General features: G+C 51.1%; 18 protein-coding genes. 6 read left to right on the forward strand and 12 right to left on the reverse strand.

The window, feature by feature from the left end:
- Positions 1-56 precede the first annotated feature (56 nt).
- Positions 57-1007 (forward strand): LysR family transcriptional regulator, encoded by a 951-nt coding sequence (locus tag P2G53_RS00165; RefSeq protein ID WP_275811967.1) that lies wholly within the window; start codon positions 57-59, stop codon positions 1005-1007.
- On the opposite strand, the gene P2G53_RS00170 is transcribed toward P2G53_RS00165, so the two are convergent.
- The 6 genes from P2G53_RS00170 to P2G53_RS00195 all read right to left on the reverse strand — a co-directional run bounded on the left by P2G53_RS00170 (position 997) and on the right by P2G53_RS00195 (position 6716).
- Positions 997-2145: a cupin domain-containing protein gene (locus tag P2G53_RS00170; protein WP_275811970.1), complete on the reverse strand. Its 1149-nt coding sequence runs from the start codon at positions 2143-2145 to the stop codon at positions 997-999. The two genes, P2G53_RS00165 and P2G53_RS00170, sit on opposite strands and share 11 nt — an antisense overlap.
- On the reverse strand, positions 2142-2897 hold the full coding sequence (locus P2G53_RS00175; RefSeq protein WP_275811973.1) for an RNA methyltransferase: 756 nt from the start codon (positions 2895-2897) through the stop codon (positions 2142-2144). The genes P2G53_RS00170 and P2G53_RS00175 overlap by 4 nt, the downstream gene beginning before the upstream one ends.
- Before the next feature lie 101 nt (positions 2898-2998).
- On the reverse strand, positions 2999-4363 hold the full coding sequence (purB, locus tag P2G53_RS00180) for an adenylosuccinate lyase (protein ID WP_275811976.1): 1365 nt from the start codon (positions 4361-4363) through the stop codon (positions 2999-3001).
- Positions 4364-4448: 85 nt separating this feature from the next.
- A complete protein-coding gene (hflD, locus tag P2G53_RS00185) occupies positions 4449-5114 on the reverse strand; it encodes a high frequency lysogenization protein HflD (protein ID WP_275811979.1) in 666 nt (221 codons plus the stop codon).
- Between the two features lie 12 nt (positions 5115-5126).
- On the reverse strand, positions 5127-6242 hold the full coding sequence (gene mnmA / locus P2G53_RS00190; RefSeq protein WP_275811981.1) for a tRNA 2-thiouridine(34) synthase MnmA: 1116 nt from the start codon (positions 6240-6242) through the stop codon (positions 5127-5129).
- A 21-nt stretch (positions 6243-6263) separates the two neighbouring features.
- Positions 6264-6716 (reverse strand): NUDIX hydrolase, encoded by a 453-nt coding sequence (locus tag P2G53_RS00195; RefSeq protein WP_275811982.1) that lies wholly within the window; start codon positions 6714-6716, stop codon positions 6264-6266.
- Positions 6717-6833: 117 nt separating this feature from the next.
- On the opposite strand from P2G53_RS00195, the gene moaE reads away from it, so the two are divergent.
- Positions 6834-7289, forward strand: coding sequence for a molybdopterin synthase catalytic subunit MoaE (moaE, locus tag P2G53_RS00200; RefSeq protein WP_275811984.1), 456 nt, complete (start codon positions 6834-6836; stop codon positions 7287-7289).
- 5 nt (positions 7290-7294) lie between these two features.
- Here the strand turns inward: moaE and P2G53_RS00205 are convergent, their stop codons facing one another.
- Positions 7295-7906 carry a pseudouridine synthase gene (locus P2G53_RS00205; protein ID WP_275811985.1) on the reverse strand — a complete coding sequence of 204 codons (612 nt, stop codon included), beginning with the start codon at positions 7904-7906 and terminating at the stop codon, positions 7295-7297.
- A 118-nt stretch (positions 7907-8024) separates the two neighbouring features.
- On the opposite strand from P2G53_RS00205, the gene icd reads away from it, so the two are divergent.
- Positions 8025-9278, forward strand: a complete 1254-nt coding sequence (icd, locus tag P2G53_RS00210; RefSeq protein WP_275811986.1) for an NADP-dependent isocitrate dehydrogenase — start codon at positions 8025-8027, stop codon at positions 9276-9278.
- A 49-nt stretch (positions 9279-9327) separates the two neighbouring features.
- On the opposite strand, the gene cspD is transcribed toward icd, so the two are convergent.
- Positions 9328-9531 carry a cold shock domain-containing protein CspD gene (gene cspD, locus P2G53_RS00215; RefSeq protein WP_275811989.1) on the reverse strand — a complete coding sequence of 68 codons (204 nt, stop codon included), beginning with the start codon at positions 9529-9531 and terminating at the stop codon, positions 9328-9330.
- A gap of 219 nt (positions 9532-9750) precedes the next feature.
- Between cspD and clpS the strand changes: the two genes are divergently transcribed.
- Entirely contained in the window at positions 9751-10107 is a 357-nt protein-coding gene (gene clpS, locus P2G53_RS00220; RefSeq protein WP_275811991.1) for an ATP-dependent Clp protease adapter ClpS, read from the forward strand.
- An 11-nt stretch (positions 10108-10118) separates the two neighbouring features.
- Entirely contained in the window at positions 10119-12389 is a 2271-nt protein-coding gene (gene clpA / locus P2G53_RS00225; protein WP_275811994.1) for an ATP-dependent Clp protease ATP-binding subunit ClpA, read from the forward strand.
- A gap of 72 nt (positions 12390-12461) precedes the next feature.
- On the opposite strand, the gene infA is transcribed toward clpA, so the two are convergent.
- The 4 genes from infA to trxB all read right to left on the reverse strand — a co-directional run bounded on the left by infA (position 12462) and on the right by trxB (position 15250).
- On the reverse strand, positions 12462-12680 hold the full coding sequence (infA, locus tag P2G53_RS00230; RefSeq protein ID WP_275811997.1) for a translation initiation factor IF-1: 219 nt from the start codon (positions 12678-12680) through the stop codon (positions 12462-12464).
- A gap of 127 nt (positions 12681-12807) precedes the next feature.
- Entirely contained in the window at positions 12808-13524 is a 717-nt protein-coding gene (locus tag P2G53_RS00235) for an arginyltransferase (protein ID WP_275812000.1), read from the reverse strand.
- A gap of 3 nt (positions 13525-13527) precedes the next feature.
- The gene (gene aat, locus P2G53_RS00240; protein ID WP_275812003.1) at positions 13528-14229 is read right to left on the reverse strand and encodes a leucyl/phenylalanyl-tRNA--protein transferase; all 702 of its coding nucleotides are present in this window, start codon (positions 14227-14229) and stop codon (positions 13528-13530) included.
- A 64-nt stretch (positions 14230-14293) separates the two neighbouring features.
- Positions 14294-15250 (reverse strand): thioredoxin-disulfide reductase, encoded by a 957-nt coding sequence (gene trxB, locus P2G53_RS00245; RefSeq protein ID WP_275812007.1) that lies wholly within the window; start codon positions 15248-15250, stop codon positions 14294-14296.
- A 256-nt stretch (positions 15251-15506) separates the two neighbouring features.
- On the opposite strand from trxB, the gene P2G53_RS00250 reads away from it, so the two are divergent.
- Positions 15507-17969, forward strand: a complete 2463-nt coding sequence (locus P2G53_RS00250; protein ID WP_275812010.1) for a DNA translocase FtsK — start codon at positions 15507-15509, stop codon at positions 17967-17969.
- Positions 17970-17986: the final 17 nt, after the last annotated feature.

The following is a 17986-nucleotide window of genomic DNA, read 5'->3' on the forward strand; positions in this document are numbered from 1 at the left end:
ATTCACAAAACAAATATGCAGGCTAAGCTGCTACTTTTCATCAGAATCCACACGTTATGCTGTTAGATAAAATCGATCTGAACCTTCTGGTGTATCTGGATGTATTGCTGCGGGAGCGTAATGTGACCCGTTCAGCAAGTATACTCGGTATCAGTCAGCCCGCAATGAGCAACGGTTTGCGGCGTTTAAGGGAGATGTTTGGTGATCCGCTGCTAGTGCGAACAGCAGAGGGCATGACTCCTACCGAGCGGGCGCTTGCACTGCAGCCAATGCTGCGTCAGGTACTGGCCAGTGTTGAGCAGGTAGTAGAGCCCAACGGTGAATTTGACGCCACCTCCAGCGACCGTGTGTTCAGGATCATGACCAGTGATTATGGTGAGGCGACCCTGATGCCGCAGTTACTGAAGCGGCTGCGCAAAGAGGCACCTAATGTCGTACTGGATATCCTGACGCCCAGTGATATGAGCTTTAAAGAGGTGGAGCAGGGGCTTGTGGATCTGGTTATCAACCGTTTTGACACCATGCCTCAGTCGTTTCACCAGCGAACACTCTGGAAAGACAGCTTTTCCTGCGTATTCAGTGTCGATAACCCCATCTCACTGGATTTCCGTCTTGAATCCTACCTGTCAGCCGGTCATGTCTGGGTCAGTAAAACCGGTATGGGCGCAGGCATGGGCCTGACACCCAAGGATACTAAACGGCTCGGCTGGGTGGATGAGGCGCTGGAGCGGGTGGGGCATAAGCGCCATATCATTGTGTTTACCCGCCACTACCAGTCAGCCGCGCTTCTGGCTCAACAGAAGGGGCTGGTGGCAACCATTCCCAGTAAAGCCGCCATGGCGCACTCAAATAATCCGCGTCTGGTGATTAAAAAACCACCGTTTGAGGTGCCTGAGTTTGAGTTCAAGATGGCCTGGAGTCCGCTGTTGCAGCATAACTCTGCCCATCGCTGGCTGCGTCGACTGATTCTGGACATTGCCCAGAACAGCAGTGCCTCTACTCGTTAAAGTAGAGGCTGCCCAGCTGCAATAGGACAGTGATCAGGCCGACATTTTGGTCTGATGGCTCAACTTCTATAATGGCTGCGCTGCACAGGGTTTTAACCAGCGCTTCCATCTCTGAGTCACACTCAAAACACTGGCCATCGACAAACAGACTATAACCATTTTCTTTTGCTATATAGGCAAAACGAGAGCCTTCAGTGCGGCTCAGTGTGACGCCTTCTGCAAGCAGTTCAGCAACCTCATCTGCCTCGATTTCTTCATCTGCTTCCAGTTGATCCGGGTATTTTGGATCCGTCATAAAACGACCAAACCATTCGCCAATTTTGGCTGGATCGTTAACGTACTGCTGCAGAATTGCCTGTACCCGCTTAATGGCGTCGGCATCGATCTCAGCCGGATTGGCGGTAACGGTCAGCTCGGGGTCGGTGTAACGCTGTTCGGATAGCAGGGATTTACCGATAAATTCAGCAAACCCGTCCAGAATCTCCTCATGACTGGGTGCTCTGAAACCGATGGAATAGGTCATGCAGTCATCGCCAACTGCATAGCCGTTGTGACCAACACGGGGCGGTACATATAACATGTCGCCCGGTTGCAGATCCCAGACCTCTTCGGCCTGCCATTCAGGCAGGATCATTACCGGAGTATCATCTCGGCGGGGGGATTCTTCACCAAAAATGCCACCGACTTCCCAGCGCCGGGAACCCGACGCCTGGAGCAGAAAAACATCATAGTTATCGTAATGTGGGCCAACGCCACCACCGTCAGTGGCATAGCTGATCATCAGATCGTCCATACGCCAGCTGGGTACAAAATGAAACTGAGCCAGCAGATCGGCCACTTCAGGCACCCAGTGATCAACCGCTTGTACCAACAGGGTCCAGTGGGAATTGGGCAAATCCGTCAGTTCCTCTTCTGTGAAGGGGCCATGCTCAAGCTGCCAGTCCTGTTTGTCTTCAGACTGCAGGATCAGGCGGGACTCAACACCCTCTTCGAGTGCTAAGCCAGCCAGTTCATCAGCGGCGACCGGCGGTTCAAAATTGGGAAAAGCGTTGCGGATAAGCAGTGGCTTTTTCTGCCAGTAGTCCCGCAGAAAGGTTTCAATCGGCATATCGCCCAGATGGGTCAGCGGTTGGCTCATGGCTGTTTATCCTTGTTTTGTTCGGCGGGTGATTTTAAGCGTTCAACGGTTTCTTCCACGGATGCCAGAATACCGCGCAGCATATTCAGTTCGGTTTTCTCGGGGCGTGAACGGTTAAAGTAACGCCGCAGCTTATCCAGCACCTTACCTTCATGCTGGGGGATGATGAACTGGGTCAGACGTAATACCTTTTCCAAGTGTTCATAAAACAGCGCCATTTCCCGCTGTCTTGGGTAGGTTTCCTGGGCGGGCTGGCTGACAGGGGCCTGCGCAGCGATCCACAACTCATAACACAGCAGCTGGATCGCCTGCGCCACATTCAGGACCGGGTATTCCGGATTGGCTGGGATATAGACATGCAGATTGCACTGCTGCAGCTCGTTGTTGTGCAAACCCATTGTTTCACGGCCAAATACCAGCGCAATCTGGCCCTGACCCGCTTCAGAAACCATCTGAGTCGCTGCAGTACGAGCATCGACCAAAGGCAGGTCAAAGCTACGCTGGGTGCGGGCACTGGTACCCAGTACCAGTTGGCAGTCAGCAATCGCTTCTTCAAGTGTGTTTACCACTACCGCATTTTCGAGCAGGTCAATGCCACCGGCCGCACGGGCATCTGCTTCAGGTGAGGGGAACTCCTGGGGATTGACCAGCCAGAGTTGCTTCAGACCCATGTTTTTCATTGCACGCGCAGCGGCACCGATGTTGCCGGGGTGAAAGGTATTGATCAGAACGATGCGGATATTTTCAAGCATGACAAAATTGACCCGTTAATTGAGCCGGCATTATAAGGTGGGGAAGGGATCAGTTGAAACTAAAACGGGGCCTATGGCCCCGTTGAGTGTGTTGCTACAGGTTAAATATTTTTAGCCTGTTCAACAGCATTGCCGATGTAGTTATGAGGCGTCAGTGTTTTAAGTGACGCTTTAACTTCTTCAGGCAGCTCCAGTGTATCAATGAAGTTCTGAATAGTTTCTTTGGTCATGGCATGGCCGCGTGTCAGGGCCTTGAGTTTCTCATAAGGCTCTTCAATACCGTAACGACGCATTACCGTCTGAATGGGTTCTGCCAGAACTTCCCAGGCTGCTTCCAGATCGGCATCGAGCTGAGCAGGGTTGAGTTCCAGCTTACTGATACCCTTCAGTGAAGACTGATACGCTATCAGGCTATAACCAAAACCAACGCCCATGTTACGCAATACAGTGGAGTCGGTCAGGTCACGCTGCCAGCGGGAAATCGGCAGTTTTACCGCCAGGTGCTGCATGATGGCGTTAGCAATACCCAGGTTGCCCTCGGAGTTTTCGAAGTCGATTGGGTTGACCTTGTGTGGCATGGTGGAAGAACCCACTTCGCCAGCAACGGTCTTCTGCTTGAAATAACCCTGGGAGATGTAACCCCAGATATCCCGGTCAAAATCGATCAGAATGGTGTTAAAACGACCCACTGCATCAAACAGCTCGGCAATATAGTCATGCGGCTCGATCTGAGTCGTATATGGGTTCCAGCTCAGCCCCAGTGAGGTGACAAACTCTTCTGCATTGGCAGCCCAGTCGATATCCGGATAAGCCGAGATGTGAGCATTGTAATTGCCCACGGCACCGTTGATTTTACCCAGCAGCTCAGTCTGCTTGATCTGTTTGATCTGGCGCTGCAGACGGTAAGCAACGTTGGCCATCTCTTTACCGACGGTGGTAGGAGAGGCGGTCTGACCGTGAGTACGGGATAGCATAGGCTGTTCGGCATACTGACGACCCAGATTTGCCACTTCATCTGTCACTTTCTGCATGACTGGCAGCATGGCTTCGAGGCCATGTTTCAGCATCAGGGCGTGCGACAGGTTATTGATGTCTTCAGAGGTGCAGGCAAAGTGAACAAATTCGCTGATCGCCAGCAGCTCGGCGTTATCTTTGAATTTGCCTTTGATAAAGTATTCAACCGCTTTTACATCATGGTTGGTTGTGCGCTCAATCTCTTTAACAGCCTGTGCATCGGCTTCACAGAATTCATCTACGATAGCATTCAGCAGCTCATTCGCAGCGGTGCTGAGGGCTGGCACTTCTGGAATCTGCGGATGTGCAGCCAGCTTCTGCAGCCAGCGAACCTCCACTTCAACACGGAAACGAATAAGACCGTATTCACTGAAAATGTCACGCAGACCAGCAGTTTTGCTGCCGTAACGGCCGTCAACCGGGGAGATGGCGGTAAGGGCGGAAAGCTCCATGAAGTATTCTCTACCTTTTTAGGGGTTGCGAAAAACGGCGCATTATACCCGAAGCCCCGTCATCGGCATAGCGCGACAAACCTGCTTATGACATGAGTTTTTTGAGGGTCGGTCGCAGGCGGGATTTAAAGAACATCAGATGCCAGCGTTTACCGCCTTTCTGACGCCATAACATGGCGCTGCGAATGCCTGCCAGCAGCAGCGCGCGGATCTTTGCGGCATTTTCCCTGTTTTGCAGATGGCGAGGGTCACCGGTCACCTGAATCCGAAAACTAAAGGTACTGATGGTGTCCTGATACAGACTGGCCAGATTGGCAATGACACTGGGGTGCGCAAATGTAGACGGGTTTGACAGGCTTTCAGCATCATCCGGATTGAAATAACGCGCCTGCTCTGTGACCTGTTTCAGCCGTTGGCCAATGGTTTTAAGCATCTCTGGATTGGCGCTGAGTTTACGCTCCAGGTGCATCACACTCAGCGCATACCGAATGACATCCCGATTGTGTTCAGCCCTTGGTTTTTCAACAAGATCCTGCAGGTTCTTAAGGCCGATGCTGAGGTTATAGGGCAGGTCGCGCACGCCGCCGTAAACATCTTCGGTTGTTTTTGCATCGATTTGCATGATGCTGAAAAGACTGGCATCCAGATTGTTCTGAGACACCATGCCGCGGGTTGCAATCTGTTCTACCAGAGCGGCGGCCTGAAATACACCTGCCAGCGCTATGGCTTGTTCGTCATGGAGACGTGTCACGATCTCTTTTCCTCAGGACGGAATACTGTCTAATTTACCGGTGGTCTCGATGACGCCGCCGCCGAGGCAGCGTTCATTGTCATAGATCACTACAGACTGACCGGGAGTGATGGCGCGTTGCGGCTGACTGAAGCGGATCAGATAACCTTCACCCACCTTTTTCTCAATCATACAATCCTGATCTGCCTGACGGTAACGTACCTTAGCCGTACAGCGGTAGGGTAGTTCAGGCGTCTGGCCATCAATCCAGAATAACGCTTCAGAGATCAGCCAGTCTGTGTAGAGCAGGTCATGCTCTGTACCCTGAACAGCAATCAGTACATTGCGTTCCAGATCTTTGCCGGCTACAAACCAGGGAGCTTCAGGATAATCTTTAAGCCCGCCTATGCAGAGTCCCTGACGTTGTCCGATGGTGTAATACATCAGACCTGTGTGTTCGCCAATGACATCGCCATCCGGGGTCTCGATCGTACCCGGCTGGGCAGGCAGGTATTGTTTCAGAAAATCAGCAAAGCGGCGTTCACCAATAAAACAGATACCGGTACTGTCCTTTTTGTTGTGGGTAATCAGGTCATGCTGTTCTGCCAGGCGCCGCACCTCGGGTTTTTCCAGTTCACCCACGGGGAACAGGGTTTGTGCCAGCTCAGCACTGCCTACCTGATGCAGGAAATAACTCTGATCTTTATTGGGGTCCAGTCCTTTGAGCAGGCAGGCCTGGCCATTATGACTGCCACGGCGAACATAGTGACCGGTGGCGATCAGATCTGCGCCAAGTGCTTTGGCATACTCGAGAAAAGCTTTAAATTTGATCTCCCGGTTACAGAGAATATCCGGGTTAGGGGTACGTCCGGCTTTATACTCTTCCAGGAAGTGTTCAAACACATTGTCCCAGTATTCAGCCGCAAAGCTGGCGGTATGCAGATGAATCCCCAGTTTTTGACAAACCGCTTCAGCATCCGCCAGATCCTGTTTGGCGGTACAGTATTCGGTACCGTCATCCTCATCCCAGTTTTTCATAAACAGGCCTTCAACCTGATAGCCCTGTTGCTGTAACAGCAAGGCTGAGACAGAGGAATCAACACCGCCGGACATGCCAACGATGACTTTGGTTTGGTTATTGGGTTTCATCAGATATCTGGGTTTTCAGTGTTATCGATTGGTCATTTCATTGATCAGGTCGAGCGGGTAAGCCCGTCCAGCAAGGTAATCTTCAATACAACGCAAAACCATGGGACTGCGTAATTTGCCTTGCTGTTGTTTTATTTCGTCCAGTGTCAGCCATGTTGCAGCAATAATCCCCTGATCGAGCTGCGTTTCCGGGAAATGCTGAATCGCTTCTGCGATAAAGCAGGTGCGGTGATAGGTCACACCATTGGTTGGCGAGGTATAAGCATATATGCCCAGTATCGCCTTGGGTTGAACCTGCCAGCCGGTTTCTTCCAGTGTTTCCCGTTGGGCAGCCTGAATAAAGGTTTCGTCCGGTTCGATATGGCCAGCGGGCTGGTTAAGGACTCGCTGCTGCTTTGCTTCCTCTTCAACCATCAGAAAGCGCCCATCACGCTCTACCACAACTGAGACTGTCGCATGGGCATACCAGTTCATGCCGTTCCCCTGAAAAACCCTTATCTTAACACTTTGCCATGGGTTTTCGGTACTGAATCGACTGGTTTGAGGCGGTTTGGTGGTATGCTTTAAACAGTCAGTTGAATGGAATTACCCGTGTCTACCTACATCGCAGTTCAAACTGAAGATTTTGATCTTAACCAGTTATACACCGGCCTTAGGTGTGCCTCCGGTGCCAATGGCGCCATTGTGACCTTTACCGGCCTGGTACGTGAGCTTTCCAATACGACTCATCTGCAGGCCCTTTATCTTGAACACTATCCCGGCATGACTGAGAAAGCCCTGCAGTCGATTGTCGACCAGGCCAGGGAACGCTGGCCGTTGGGTCAGGTGACACTGATCCATCGTGTCGGCAGGCTGGCACTGAATGAGCAGATCGTGTTTGTGGGTGCCAGCAGCCCGCATCGGGCCGATGCTTTTGCTGCTGTGGAGTTTATGATGGATTACCTGAAGCAGGATGCGCCTTTCTGGAAAAAAGAGATCACATCTTCCGGTGAGCACTGGGTAGAGCAGAAAACCTCAGATCTGGCTGCTGCCAAACGCTGGCGCTGACCGGTCTAGTGTTTTCGTTTGTTCCTGTTTGGCCGTGTTCTGGTGTTTTGGGAAGAGGTTGTGGCTGACCGGGCCAGATGAATCTGTTCTGTCCGATGCGTTCCCGGTGACAAACCTGCAATCGTCCAGTTACCAATCGCATATCGAATCAACCTCAGGGTCGGAAAACCAACCGCTGCCGTCATCCTGCGAACCTGACGATTCCTGCCCTCCGTGATTTTCAGTTCCAGCCAGCTTGTGGGCTGATTTTTACGTTCCCTGATGGGAGGTACCCGGGGCCATACGTCAGGTTCAGGCAGTCGTTTTGCTTTGGCGGGCCGGGTAGGGCCGTCGTTCAGCGTGACGCCGTCACAGAGACGTTGAAGCGCTTCGTCTGATATATCCCCCTCAACCTGCACCCAGTAGGTTTTTTCCAGCTTAAAGCGTGGATGGGCCAACTGGTGCTGTACCTGCCCGTCATCAGTGAGTAGCAATAATCCCTCAGAATCATAATCCAGCCGACCTGCTGCGTAGATATTTGGCATTGTGATGTAGTCGGCGAGGGTGCTTTTGTCATCTGTGGTGGTGAATTGTGACAGCACCTGGAAGGGCTTATTGAAAACAATCAGGTTAGCCAAAGGCTGTTCCTCAGCATAAATGGCGGTCTTCGCCTATGATGAAACTAGTGCAGCTGATTCGCTGTCTGACGGTTCGATAAGTATAACAATTTCAATAAGAAAAAAGTGCGGAGTCGATATGGGATATATCAATATAGCAGTACCGGCAGGCGATAAAATCACAGTCAACAACGACGGTTCTCTTAATGTACCAGACCATCCAATCATCCCTTTTATCGAGGGTGATGGCATCGGTGTCGATGTCACTCCACCTATGATTAAAGTGGTGGATGCGGCAGTTGAAAAAGCCTATGGCGGGAAATGCAAAATCGCCTGGATGGAAGTCTATGCCGGTGAAAAAGCCACGTCTGTCTATGACCAGGACACCTGGTTGCCGGATGAAACACTGCAGGCCTTTAAAGAGTTTGTTGTGGGCATCAAAGGTCCACTGACAACCCCGGTGGGTGGCGGCATTCGCTCTCTGAATGTTGCCTTGCGTCAGGAGCTTGATCTCTATGTCTGTCAGCGTCCGGTACGTTGGTTCAAGGGGGTTCCCAGCCCGGTGGTCAATCCGGGTGATGTCGATATGGTGATCTACCGCGAAAACTCCGAGGATATCTATGCCGGCGTGGAATGGAAGGCGGGCACCCCTGAAGCCGATAAGGTGATCAAGTTCCTGAAAGAGGAGATGGGGGTTACCAAAATCCGCTTTGATTCTATGTGTGGTATTGGCATTAAGCCCGTATCGGAAGCGGGCAGTAAACGGCTGATCCGCAAAGCGATTCAGTACGCAGTGGATAATGATCGTGACTCAGTGACCCTTGTGCACAAAGGTAACATCATGAAATTTACCGAAGGTGCTTTCAAAGACTGGGGGTATGAACTGGCGCGAGATGAGTTTGGTGCCCAGCCGTTGAATGGGGGTCCATGGCTAACATTCAAAAATCCGCAGACCGGCAAGGATATTGTCGTCAAAGACGTGATAGCAGATGCGATGCTGCAACAGATTTTGTTGCGCCCGGCTGAATACGATGTGGTGGCTACACTGAATCTGAATGGTGATTACCTGTCGGATGCGCTCGCAGCTGAAGTCGGGGGTATTGGTATCGCTCCGGGGGCCAACCTGTCAGATCAGGTGGCTATTTTTGAAGCGACCCATGGCACAGCACCTAAATATGCCGGTCAGGACAAGGTAAACCCGGGGTCCATTATTCTCTCTGCAGAGATGATGCTGCGACATATGGGCTGGACAGAAGCGGCGGATCTGATCATCAAGGGCATGGACGGGGCGATTGAAGCGAAAACCGTGACGTATGATTTTGAGCGACTGATGGAGGGCGCTACGCTGCTGTCTGCATCACAGTTCGGTGATGCCATTATTGAGCACATGTAGTTGATAAATAAGCACAAAAAAGGCAGCCATCGGGCTGCCTTTTTAGCGTTTATGCTGGCCTGATATTGACGGCATGAGTGCCTTTAGGGCCGGGCTGAGTTTCAAAGGAGACTCGCTGACCCGCTTTAAGGCTTTTGTAGCCGTCCATCTCAATCGCTGAAAAATGTGCAAATAGGTCCTCTTCGTGTTCATCTGAAAGAATAAATCCGTACCCTTTCGAATTATTGAACCACTTTACTTTCCCTGTTTGCATATACCGCTCCATGAATGACTTGATGTGTTCTGATCCTGAACCTTGATTAGATAACTGCTAGAATTATCTAAAGGTGCAGTTTAGTGATTACTTATTGCTCAGACAAACACTTATCGCTTGCGCAGACGGATTTGGGTTGTTAAAACCGAAGCTAGAACGCGCAAAATTTAAGTCGTTTGGCCAATCAACATATTGTCTTAGATCATAGACCAACTTTTCATGGATACAACTTGTACACGCATTCCATTGGCCCAGAATTCTGATGAAGAACACCCGCATCACGACCATGATTTGGTGGTTCAGGAGGCCAAGCCTGAACTTAAGCAACCTTCCATGTACCGTGTTGTGCTCCATAATGATGATTACACCCCGATGGATTTTGTCGTGGCGGTGCTCATGATGTTTTTCAACATGAACCAGGAGAAAGCGACTCAGGTGATGTTAGCCGTGCATACACAGGGAAAAGGTGTATGTGGAGTATTTACCCGTGACATTGCTGAAACTAAAGCGGCTATAGTTAATCAATATGCAAGGGAGAATCAGCATCCCCTGTTATGTGAAGTGGAACAGGTCTAAGAGGCTGCGCCATGTTAAATAGAGAATTGGAAGATACCCTGAGTGCCGCGTTTCAGGCGGCGAAGGATAAGCGCCATGAGTTTATTACGATTGAGCACCTGTTGTTTGCATTGCTCAATAATCGTGAGGCGCGTGATGTATTACTTGCCTGTGGTGCCGATCTGGAGGCCATCGGTCGCAGCCTTGCCGAATTTATTGAAGAAACCACCCCCTTACTGTCAGATGTCATTCCCGATATTGAAACCCAGCCAACCTTAGGGTTTCAGCGTGTACTGCAGCGTGCGGTGTTCCATGTCCAGTCTTCAGGTCGCAGCGAAGTCACCGGCGCCAATGTATTGGTTGCCATCTTCAGCGAGCAGGAGAGTCAGGCGGTCTACATTCTGCAGCAGCACGGTGTCGAGCGCATTGATGCGGTGAATTACATCTCTCACGGCATCTCCAAAGTTGCTTCTCGTGATCATTCACACTCTGAATCGGTTGAAGAAGCCGAAGAGACAGAAGAAAACGGCGACAGCGCTCTGCTCAAATATGCAGTTAACCTGAATATTGAAGCGGAGCAGGGCAGGATTGATCCACTGGTAGGGCGTGATTCTGAGGTTGAGCGTGTGGTACAGATTCTGTCTCGCCGCCGAAAAAATAATCCGTTACTGGTGGGTGAAGCGGGCGTCGGTAAAACAGCGATAGCTGAAGGGCTGGCTAAACTGATTATCGACCATAAAGTCCCTGAAATTATTAAAGACTCCGTAGTGTATTCACTGGATCTGGGTGCCTTGCTGGCCGGAACCAAATACCGGGGTGACTTTGAGAAACGCCTCAAAGGGCTGCTGAAAGAGATCAAGGATAAGCCCTACGCAATCCTGTTTATCGATGAGATCCACACCATCATCGGTGCGGGTGCTGCCTCTGGTGGTTCGATGGATGCTTCCAATCTGTTAAAACCGTTGCTGAGCTCCGGTCAGATCCGGTGTATCGGTTCAACCACCTTCCAGGAATTCCGGGGCATCTTCGAAAAAGACCGTGCCCTGGCACGTCGTTTCCAGAAAGTCGATGTGCTTGAGCCAAGCGTGGACGACACCTATCGTATTCTGCAAGGACTGCGTTCCCGCTTTGAAGAGCACCACAATATCACCTATACCGAAGAAGCCCTGAAAGCCGCGGCTGAACTGGCTGATCGTTATATCAATGATAAGCATATGCCTGACAAGGCGATTGATGTGATTGACGAAGCGGGTGCCTATCAGCGTCTGCTGCCGGAAGAGTTGCGCAAGTCAGAAATTGAAGTGGTTGATATTGAAGCAATCGTAGCCAAAATTGCTCGCATTCCGCCAAAAAGCGTGTCGACTTCCGATAAAAATCAGCTGGCCAAACTGGCGACCAATCTCAAAATGGTGGTACTGGGTCAGGATGAGGCAATTGAGACGTTGTCCTCAGCGATCAAGCTCTCCCGCGCTGGCCTGAAAGAGCCGAACAAGCCGGTAGGTTGTTTCCTGTTTGCCGGGCCTACCGGTGTGGGTAAAACCGAAGTGACCCAGCAGCTGGCCCGCATCATGGGTATCGAGCTGGTACGTTTTGATATGTCCGAGTATATGGAACGGCATACCGTATCACGTCTGATCGGTGCGCCTCCGGGTTACGTCGGCTACGATCAGGGCGGTCTGTTGACCGAAGCTGTCACCAAAGCGCCACATTGTGTATTGCTGCTGGATGAGATTGAAAAAGCACATCCGGAAGTATTTAACCTGTTACTGCAGGTGATGGATAACGGCACTCTGACCGACAACAACGGTCGCAAGGCGGACTTCCGCAATGTGATTCTGGTGATGACAACCAATGCAGGCGCGGAAGATATCAGCCGCAACTCCATTGGTTTTACCCGTCAGGATCATTCCACTGATGGCATGCAGGCGATCAAAAAGCTCTTCACGCCTGAATTCCGCAACCGTCTCGATGGCATCATTCAGTTCAAGTCGCTGACAATGGATATTATCAAAGGTGTGGTGGATAAATTCATTGCTGAACTTCAGGTCCAGCTGGATGACAAGAAAGTGGTCCTGCACCTGAGTGAGGCAGCACGTCAGTGGTTTGCTGAACAGGGTTACGATCAGCAGATGGGTGCGCGCCCAATGAAACGTCTGATACAGGAAAAACTGAAAAAACCGCTGGCTGAGATGATCCTGTTTGGTGAACTCTCACATGAAGGCGGCGATGTCATGATTGATGTGAGTGCGGATGGTGAAATTGTGCTGGATGTACCGCACTGTATAGCCGACAGCTGTCACTGACGGTTCGCAGATAAGGCAACGAGAAACGGGGAGCATATAGCTCCCCGTTTTAGTTGGGTATTGAATAGCTGATTAACGAGCGCGGTAAACGATACGGCCCTTGGTCAGGTCGTACGGAGTCAGCTCAACCTTAACCTTGTCACCAGTGAGAATACGGATGTAATTCTTACGCATTTTGCCGGAAATATGGGCAATCACCACGTGACCGTTTTCCAGTTCGACACGGAACATTGTGTTCGGCAGGGTGTCGATCACTGTGCCTTCCATTTCAATGCTGTCTTCTTTAGCCATTCATTCGTTACCTTGGTTGCTTATCTCGGAGCTTTTAAGCCGAAAAATAATTGCGCGGTATTTTGCACTAAATGCTTTTTTATATCAAAGAGAAAACAGAATAATCCGGCGATTCTTTATACAAAGGTTACGGCTGGTCAATTTTGATCCACTGATTATCCAGTAACATTTCGATAGGTCGGAACAGGGTTTTGTAACGCATCTTGCGGCATTCACTGACCCAATATCCGAGATAAAGGAAAGGAAGGTTAAGAGACTGACACATTTCAATCTCTTTAAGAATGGCTAAGCTGCCAAGGCTGCGATGCTGCTCGCCCGGTGAATGAAAGGTGTAAATGGCTGACAGGCCATGGGTCAGAAAATCTACAACAGCGATCGCCAGTAAACGGCCTGTCCCGTCACGAAATTCCAGAAATTCGGTTTTCTGATTGCCCTCTACCAGAAAAGAGTTGAACTGCTCAGGGTCAGGTGGATACATATCGCCATCAGCGTGCCGTGCTTCGATATATTCCGCGTAGAGATCATAATATTCCTGTGTAAAAACCGGCTTCAGCCTTCGCACTTTAAGGTCTGAATTTTTATTGAGGACCCGCCTTTGGCTGCGGCTCAGTTTAAATTGGGGAATGGGAATCCGAACAGATATACAGGCCTGACAGTGTTGGCAATGAGGCCTGTAGATATGTTTGCCGCTCCGGCGGAACCCAAGATCAGAGAGTTCGCTGTAAGCCTCCGTGCTGATAACCGCATGGGGGTCTACAAACAGAGTTTGTGCGATATGATCTTCAAGATAACTGCACTTGTGCTCAGGTGTCGCGTAAAAATGCAGTGTTTTAAGATCCGACACGGATTACTCCTTGCGAAACAGATCTGGTTCAAAATCCCAGTGATGGTTATGCGGCACATTAAGATAACGTTGCAGGTAGTCCTCAAACTCCTGCCTTGGAATTTCACAGGCGCCCAGGCTAAACAGGTGTGGATTGCTAACCTGGCAGTCAATTAAAGCATAGCCCCACTTTTTCAGCTGTTCGACCAGATGCACAAACGCGATTTTGGAGGCATTGCTCCTGCGACTGAACATGGATTCGCCAAAAAACAGCTTGCCAAGCGCAAGGCCATACAGTCCGCCCACGATTTCACCCTCCTGATACATTTCTACTGAATGCGCATAGCCTGACTTATGTAATTCAATATACGACTGGCGCATCTCCCGGGTAATCCAGGTCCCCGCAGACGCGCTTCTGGGCGCGGCACAGGCATCAATTACGGCCGGAAAGTTGCGATCAAAACAGACCTCATAGGTCTGTGAGCGCATCTGCTTCTTAAGACTGCGTGAAACATGAAGTTGTTCCGGTATCAGTACGCAGCGGGGATCGGGACTCCACCAGAGAATCGGTTCTCCCGGACTGTACCAGGGAAATATGCCTCGTCTGTAGGCATCAAGCAGGCGGCCCTGATTCAGAGTACCACCAGCCGCTAACAACCCATTAGGGTCATCCAGCGCTTTGTTCAGGGGCGGGAAGGGGGTGTTATCACTTAACCAGGGAATCATGACAGCTCAGAGTGATTATTCATTGTAATTGAGTCTCATCAGGCTCTGAGCTGTCAGAAGTGGATTATTTCTTCAGGTCATCCAGATAGCGTTCTGCATCCAGCGCGGCCATACAGCCAAAACCAGCAGAGGTGATGGCTTGACGGTAAATGTGGTCGCAGACATCGCCCGCCGCAAACACGCCTTCAACGCTGGTCTGAGTAGCATTGCCTTCAAGGCCAGATTTAATTTTCAGGTAGCCGTCATGCATCTCAAGCTGACCGGCAAAAATGTCGGTGTTTGGCTTGTGGCCAATGGCGATGAAAACGCCAGCAAGATCCAGCTCCTGGGTTGCACCGGATTCAGTACTCTTGACACGAATCCCGGTCACGCCGGTTGCGTCACCCAGCACTTCGTCCAGCGTGTGGTTCCAGAGGATATTGATATTGCCGTTTTCAGCACGCTCAAGCAGTTTATCCTGCAGGATTTTCTCCGAACGCAGGGTGTCGCGGCGGTGAATCAGGGTAACCTCTGCCGCGATGTTAGACAGATACAACGCCTCTTCAACCGCGGTGTTGCCCCCGCCAATAACGGCTACTTTCTGGCCACGGTAAAAGAAACCGTCACAGGTTGCGCAGGCAGAAACACCTTTGCCCTGGAAAGCTTCTTCTGAAGGCAGGCCAAGATATTGAGCAGAAGCACCAGTAGAGATGATCAGCGCATCACAGGTGTATTCACCCATATCGCCTTTCAGACGGAAAGGGCGGTTTTGCAGGTCGGTTTCATTGATATGATCAAAGATAACCTTGGTATCAAAGCGCTCGGCATGACGCTGCATGCGGTCCATCAACTCAGGGCCCTGAACGCCGTCAACATCACCCGGCCAGTTATCGACATCTGTAGTGGTGGTCAGCTGACCACCCGCCTGCATCCCGGTAATGACAACAGGGTTAAGGTTGGCGCGGGCGGCATATACAGCAGCAGTGTAACCGGCAGGGCCGCTGCCGAGAATGATCAGGCTATGGTGTTGTACTTCACTCATGAGTTTGGCAAATCCTGTTGTGGTAGCAATTAGTTGCTCAATGCGGTCATAAAGACAGATTTCAAGTGAACTGACCCGAATGGACTTAACCCTATCTTGTTAAAGGCTTTTATCCATAAAGCAGGGGCAATGTAATTATGGGCTTACTATCCCTTAATCAGCTGTTTTCATCAACCGGGTTTGACCTGACATCCCCTAAATTGTGTTATCTTTGGCAGCTGGAAAGAATGATGATCCCATGGAGTCTGAAACACCAATGAGCGACACACCCAAACGTCTGAGTTTTCCCGAGCTGCTGATGCGTATCGGGCGGGAATCAAGCTTGATATTGGTGGTGGCACTTAACCTGCTGTTGTTATTGGCGCTGATTGGTTATGACCCCCGTGATCCGGGCTGGTCGCACTTGGGTTATCAGCCAGAGGTGAGGAATTTTATCGGTCCTGTGGGTGCATGGCTGGCCGACCTGAGTGTTTCGGCCTTCGGCATCGGTGCCTATCTTCTGCCCATACTGATCGTCTATCCGACGGTGCGGTTTATGCTCAGACGCCGCGCAACGCTGCTGGAGTCCGTGCCTTATTTTATCCTGCGCTGCAGCGGCAGCCTGGCCCTGTTACTCACCTTTTCGGCCCTGGCTGCAACGCATCTTTCAGTCGAAGCCCTGCATTATCCGTTCAGTGCGGGCGGGATTGTTGGCGAAGCGCTATCGGACTGGTTTGTCAGCTGGTTCAGCCTGACCGGCAGTTCTGTTGTGCTGTTCAGCGGTTTGTTGCTCAGTCTGACACTGATGCTGGAATTGAGTTGGGCGCAGCTGCTTGAATCACTGGGTCTGTGGTGCATGCGACTGCCAAATATTGTTCTGCAGACAGTTGAATCCAGATCAGTTGCCAATAAAACCGTTAAACCGGTAACCGCAGGCAAACCTCAAACACCGCCTACCCAGTCGATAGAAACAGATCCGGTGCGCACAGAGCCTGTCATGCCGCAGCAGGTTGAAACTGAGTTTGATGAGGATGACAGTCCGCCTTGGACAGAGGAAACTGTCCCGGTTGTGACAAACATTTCGACCACTCCATCCCCCGTTCAGGAGGTTGTCACAGATAAGGGACACGTCAAAATCGTACCTTTATCAGAAACGCATAAACCAATGCAGGACAAAGAGTTAGGTCTTGAACCTGAACAAGTTTCTGCAGCCAGAAAAGTTGCTCGTAGGCGGATACCACCACTGGACCTGCTGGATCCACCCACACTGAATACCAACACAGGCTACTCGCAGGAAGAGCTGGAGCGCCTCTCTTCTCTGCTTGAAGACAAGCTGAAAGATTTTGGTGTGATTGCAGAAGTGGTTGAGGTAAATCCAGGTCCGGTGATCACCCGGTTTGAGATTCAGCCCGCACCGGGTGTTAAAGCCAGCAAGATTACCAACCTGGCAAAAGACCTGGCCCGTTCCATGGCAGTTAGCAGCGTGCGGGTTGTTGAAGTCATTGCCGGTAAGTCAGTGGTTGGCGTTGAGATCCCCAATGAGACCCGTCAGACCGTGCATCTGAGTGAAGTATTAAGCTCAAAACCCTACATGTCAGCGGCTTCAAAACTCACACTGGGTTTGGGTAATGATATTGCGGGTAATCCTGTGGTTGCTAACCTGGCTAAAATGCCTCACTTGCTGGTTGCCGGTACCACCGGTTCTGGTAAATCGGTGGGCGTTAATGCCATGCTGCTCAGCCTGTTGTTTAAGGCTACCCCGGAAGAGGTCCGTCTGATTTTGGTCGACCCTAAAATGCTGGAACTTTCAATCTATGAAGGAATTCCGCATCTGCTGGCACCTGTAATTACGGATATGAAAGATGCGGCATCCGGCCTGCGCTGGTGTGTTGGTGAGATGGAACGGCGTTATCGTCTGATGGCCAAAATGGGCGTCAGAAATCTGGCCGGTTTTAATGAAAAACTGGAAGAAGCCAGAAAGCAGGGCGCACCGCTGCGCGATCCGCTGTGGAATCCGGAAGAGCACGGCGAACCCTTTGGCACGCCAGCACCTGAACTTGAGCCTTTGCCCTATATCGTGGTGGTGATTGACGAGTTCGCTGACATGATGATGATTGTCGGCAAAAAAGTGGAAGAGCTGATCGCACGAATTGCCCAGAAAGCCCGTGCGGCCGGTATCCATCTTATTCTTGCAACACAGCGCCCATCTGTGGATGTCATTACCGGTCTGATTAAAGCCAACATCCCGACACGTATTGCGTTTCAGGTGTCTTCAAAAATTGACTCGCGCACCATCCTCGATCAGGGTGGCGCGGAAAACCTGCTGGGCTGGGGTGATATGCTCTACCTGCCAGCGGGTGTCAGTCTGCCAAACCGCGTGCATGGTGCGTTTGTCAGTGATGATGAAGTGCATCGCGTGGTGGATGCCTGGAAGAAACTGGGTGCGCCTGACTATATAACTGACCTCACCGAACCGGAAGCGGGCATTGGTGGTGATGGATTAGGCTCCGGTTCAGGTTCACTGTTTGATGATGAGCAGGACCCGTTGTATGACGAGGCTGTGGCCTTTGTGCTTGAAACCCGCAAAGCCTCCATCTCAAGTGTGCAGCGCAAACTAAAAATCGGTTACAACCGTGCCGCCCGGATGATAGAAACCATGGAAGCTGCTGGTGTCGTCAGCGAAGCAGGCACCAATGGCCAGCGCGAAGTACTGGCGCCCGGTCCGCACGGTGACCGTTGATCAGGTTAACTATGGAC

The sequence above is a fragment of the Neptuniibacter sp. CAU 1671 genome (assembly GCF_029222905.1).
GTDB lineage: Bacteria > Pseudomonadota > Gammaproteobacteria > Pseudomonadales > Balneatricaceae > Neptuniibacter.

Coding starts and splice junctions, on each gene's coding strand:
- P2G53_RS00175 (WP_275811973.1), bottom strand. CDS start 2,897: ATGCTTGAAAATATCCGCATCGTTCTGATCAATACCTTTCACCCCGGC.
- infA (WP_275811997.1), bottom strand. CDS start 12,680: ATGGCTAAAGAAGACAGCATTGAAATGGAAGGCACAGTGATCGACACC.
- P2G53_RS00170 (WP_275811970.1), bottom strand. CDS start 2,145: ATGAGCCAACCGCTGACCCATCTGGGCGATATGCCGATTGAAACCTTT.
- P2G53_RS00250 (WP_275812010.1), top strand. CDS start 15,507: ATGAGCGACACACCCAAACGTCTGAGTTTTCCCGAGCTGCTGATGCGT.
- icd (WP_275811986.1), top strand. CDS start 8,025: ATGGGATATATCAATATAGCAGTACCGGCAGGCGATAAAATCACAGTC.
- P2G53_RS00195 (WP_275811982.1), bottom strand. CDS start 6,716: ATGAACTGGTATGCCCATGCGACAGTCTCAGTTGTGGTAGAGCGTGAT.
- P2G53_RS00165 (WP_275811967.1), top strand. CDS start 57: ATGCTGTTAGATAAAATCGATCTGAACCTTCTGGTGTATCTGGATGTA.
- aat (WP_275812003.1), bottom strand. CDS start 14,229: ATGATTCCCTGGTTAAGTGATAACACCCCCTTCCCGCCCCTGAACAAA.
- trxB (WP_275812007.1), bottom strand. CDS start 15,250: ATGAGTGAAGTACAACACCATAGCCTGATCATTCTCGGCAGCGGCCCT.
- clpS (WP_275811991.1), top strand. CDS start 9,751: ATGGATACAACTTGTACACGCATTCCATTGGCCCAGAATTCTGATGAA.
- purB (WP_275811976.1), bottom strand. CDS start 4,363: ATGGAGCTTTCCGCCCTTACCGCCATCTCCCCGGTTGACGGCCGTTAC.
- cspD (WP_275811989.1), bottom strand. CDS start 9,531: ATGCAAACAGGGAAAGTAAAGTGGTTCAATAATTCGAAAGGGTACGGA.
- clpA (WP_275811994.1), top strand. CDS start 10,119: ATGTTAAATAGAGAATTGGAAGATACCCTGAGTGCCGCGTTTCAGGCG.
- mnmA (WP_275811981.1), bottom strand. CDS start 6,242: ATGAAACCCAATAACCAAACCAAAGTCATCGTTGGCATGTCCGGCGGT.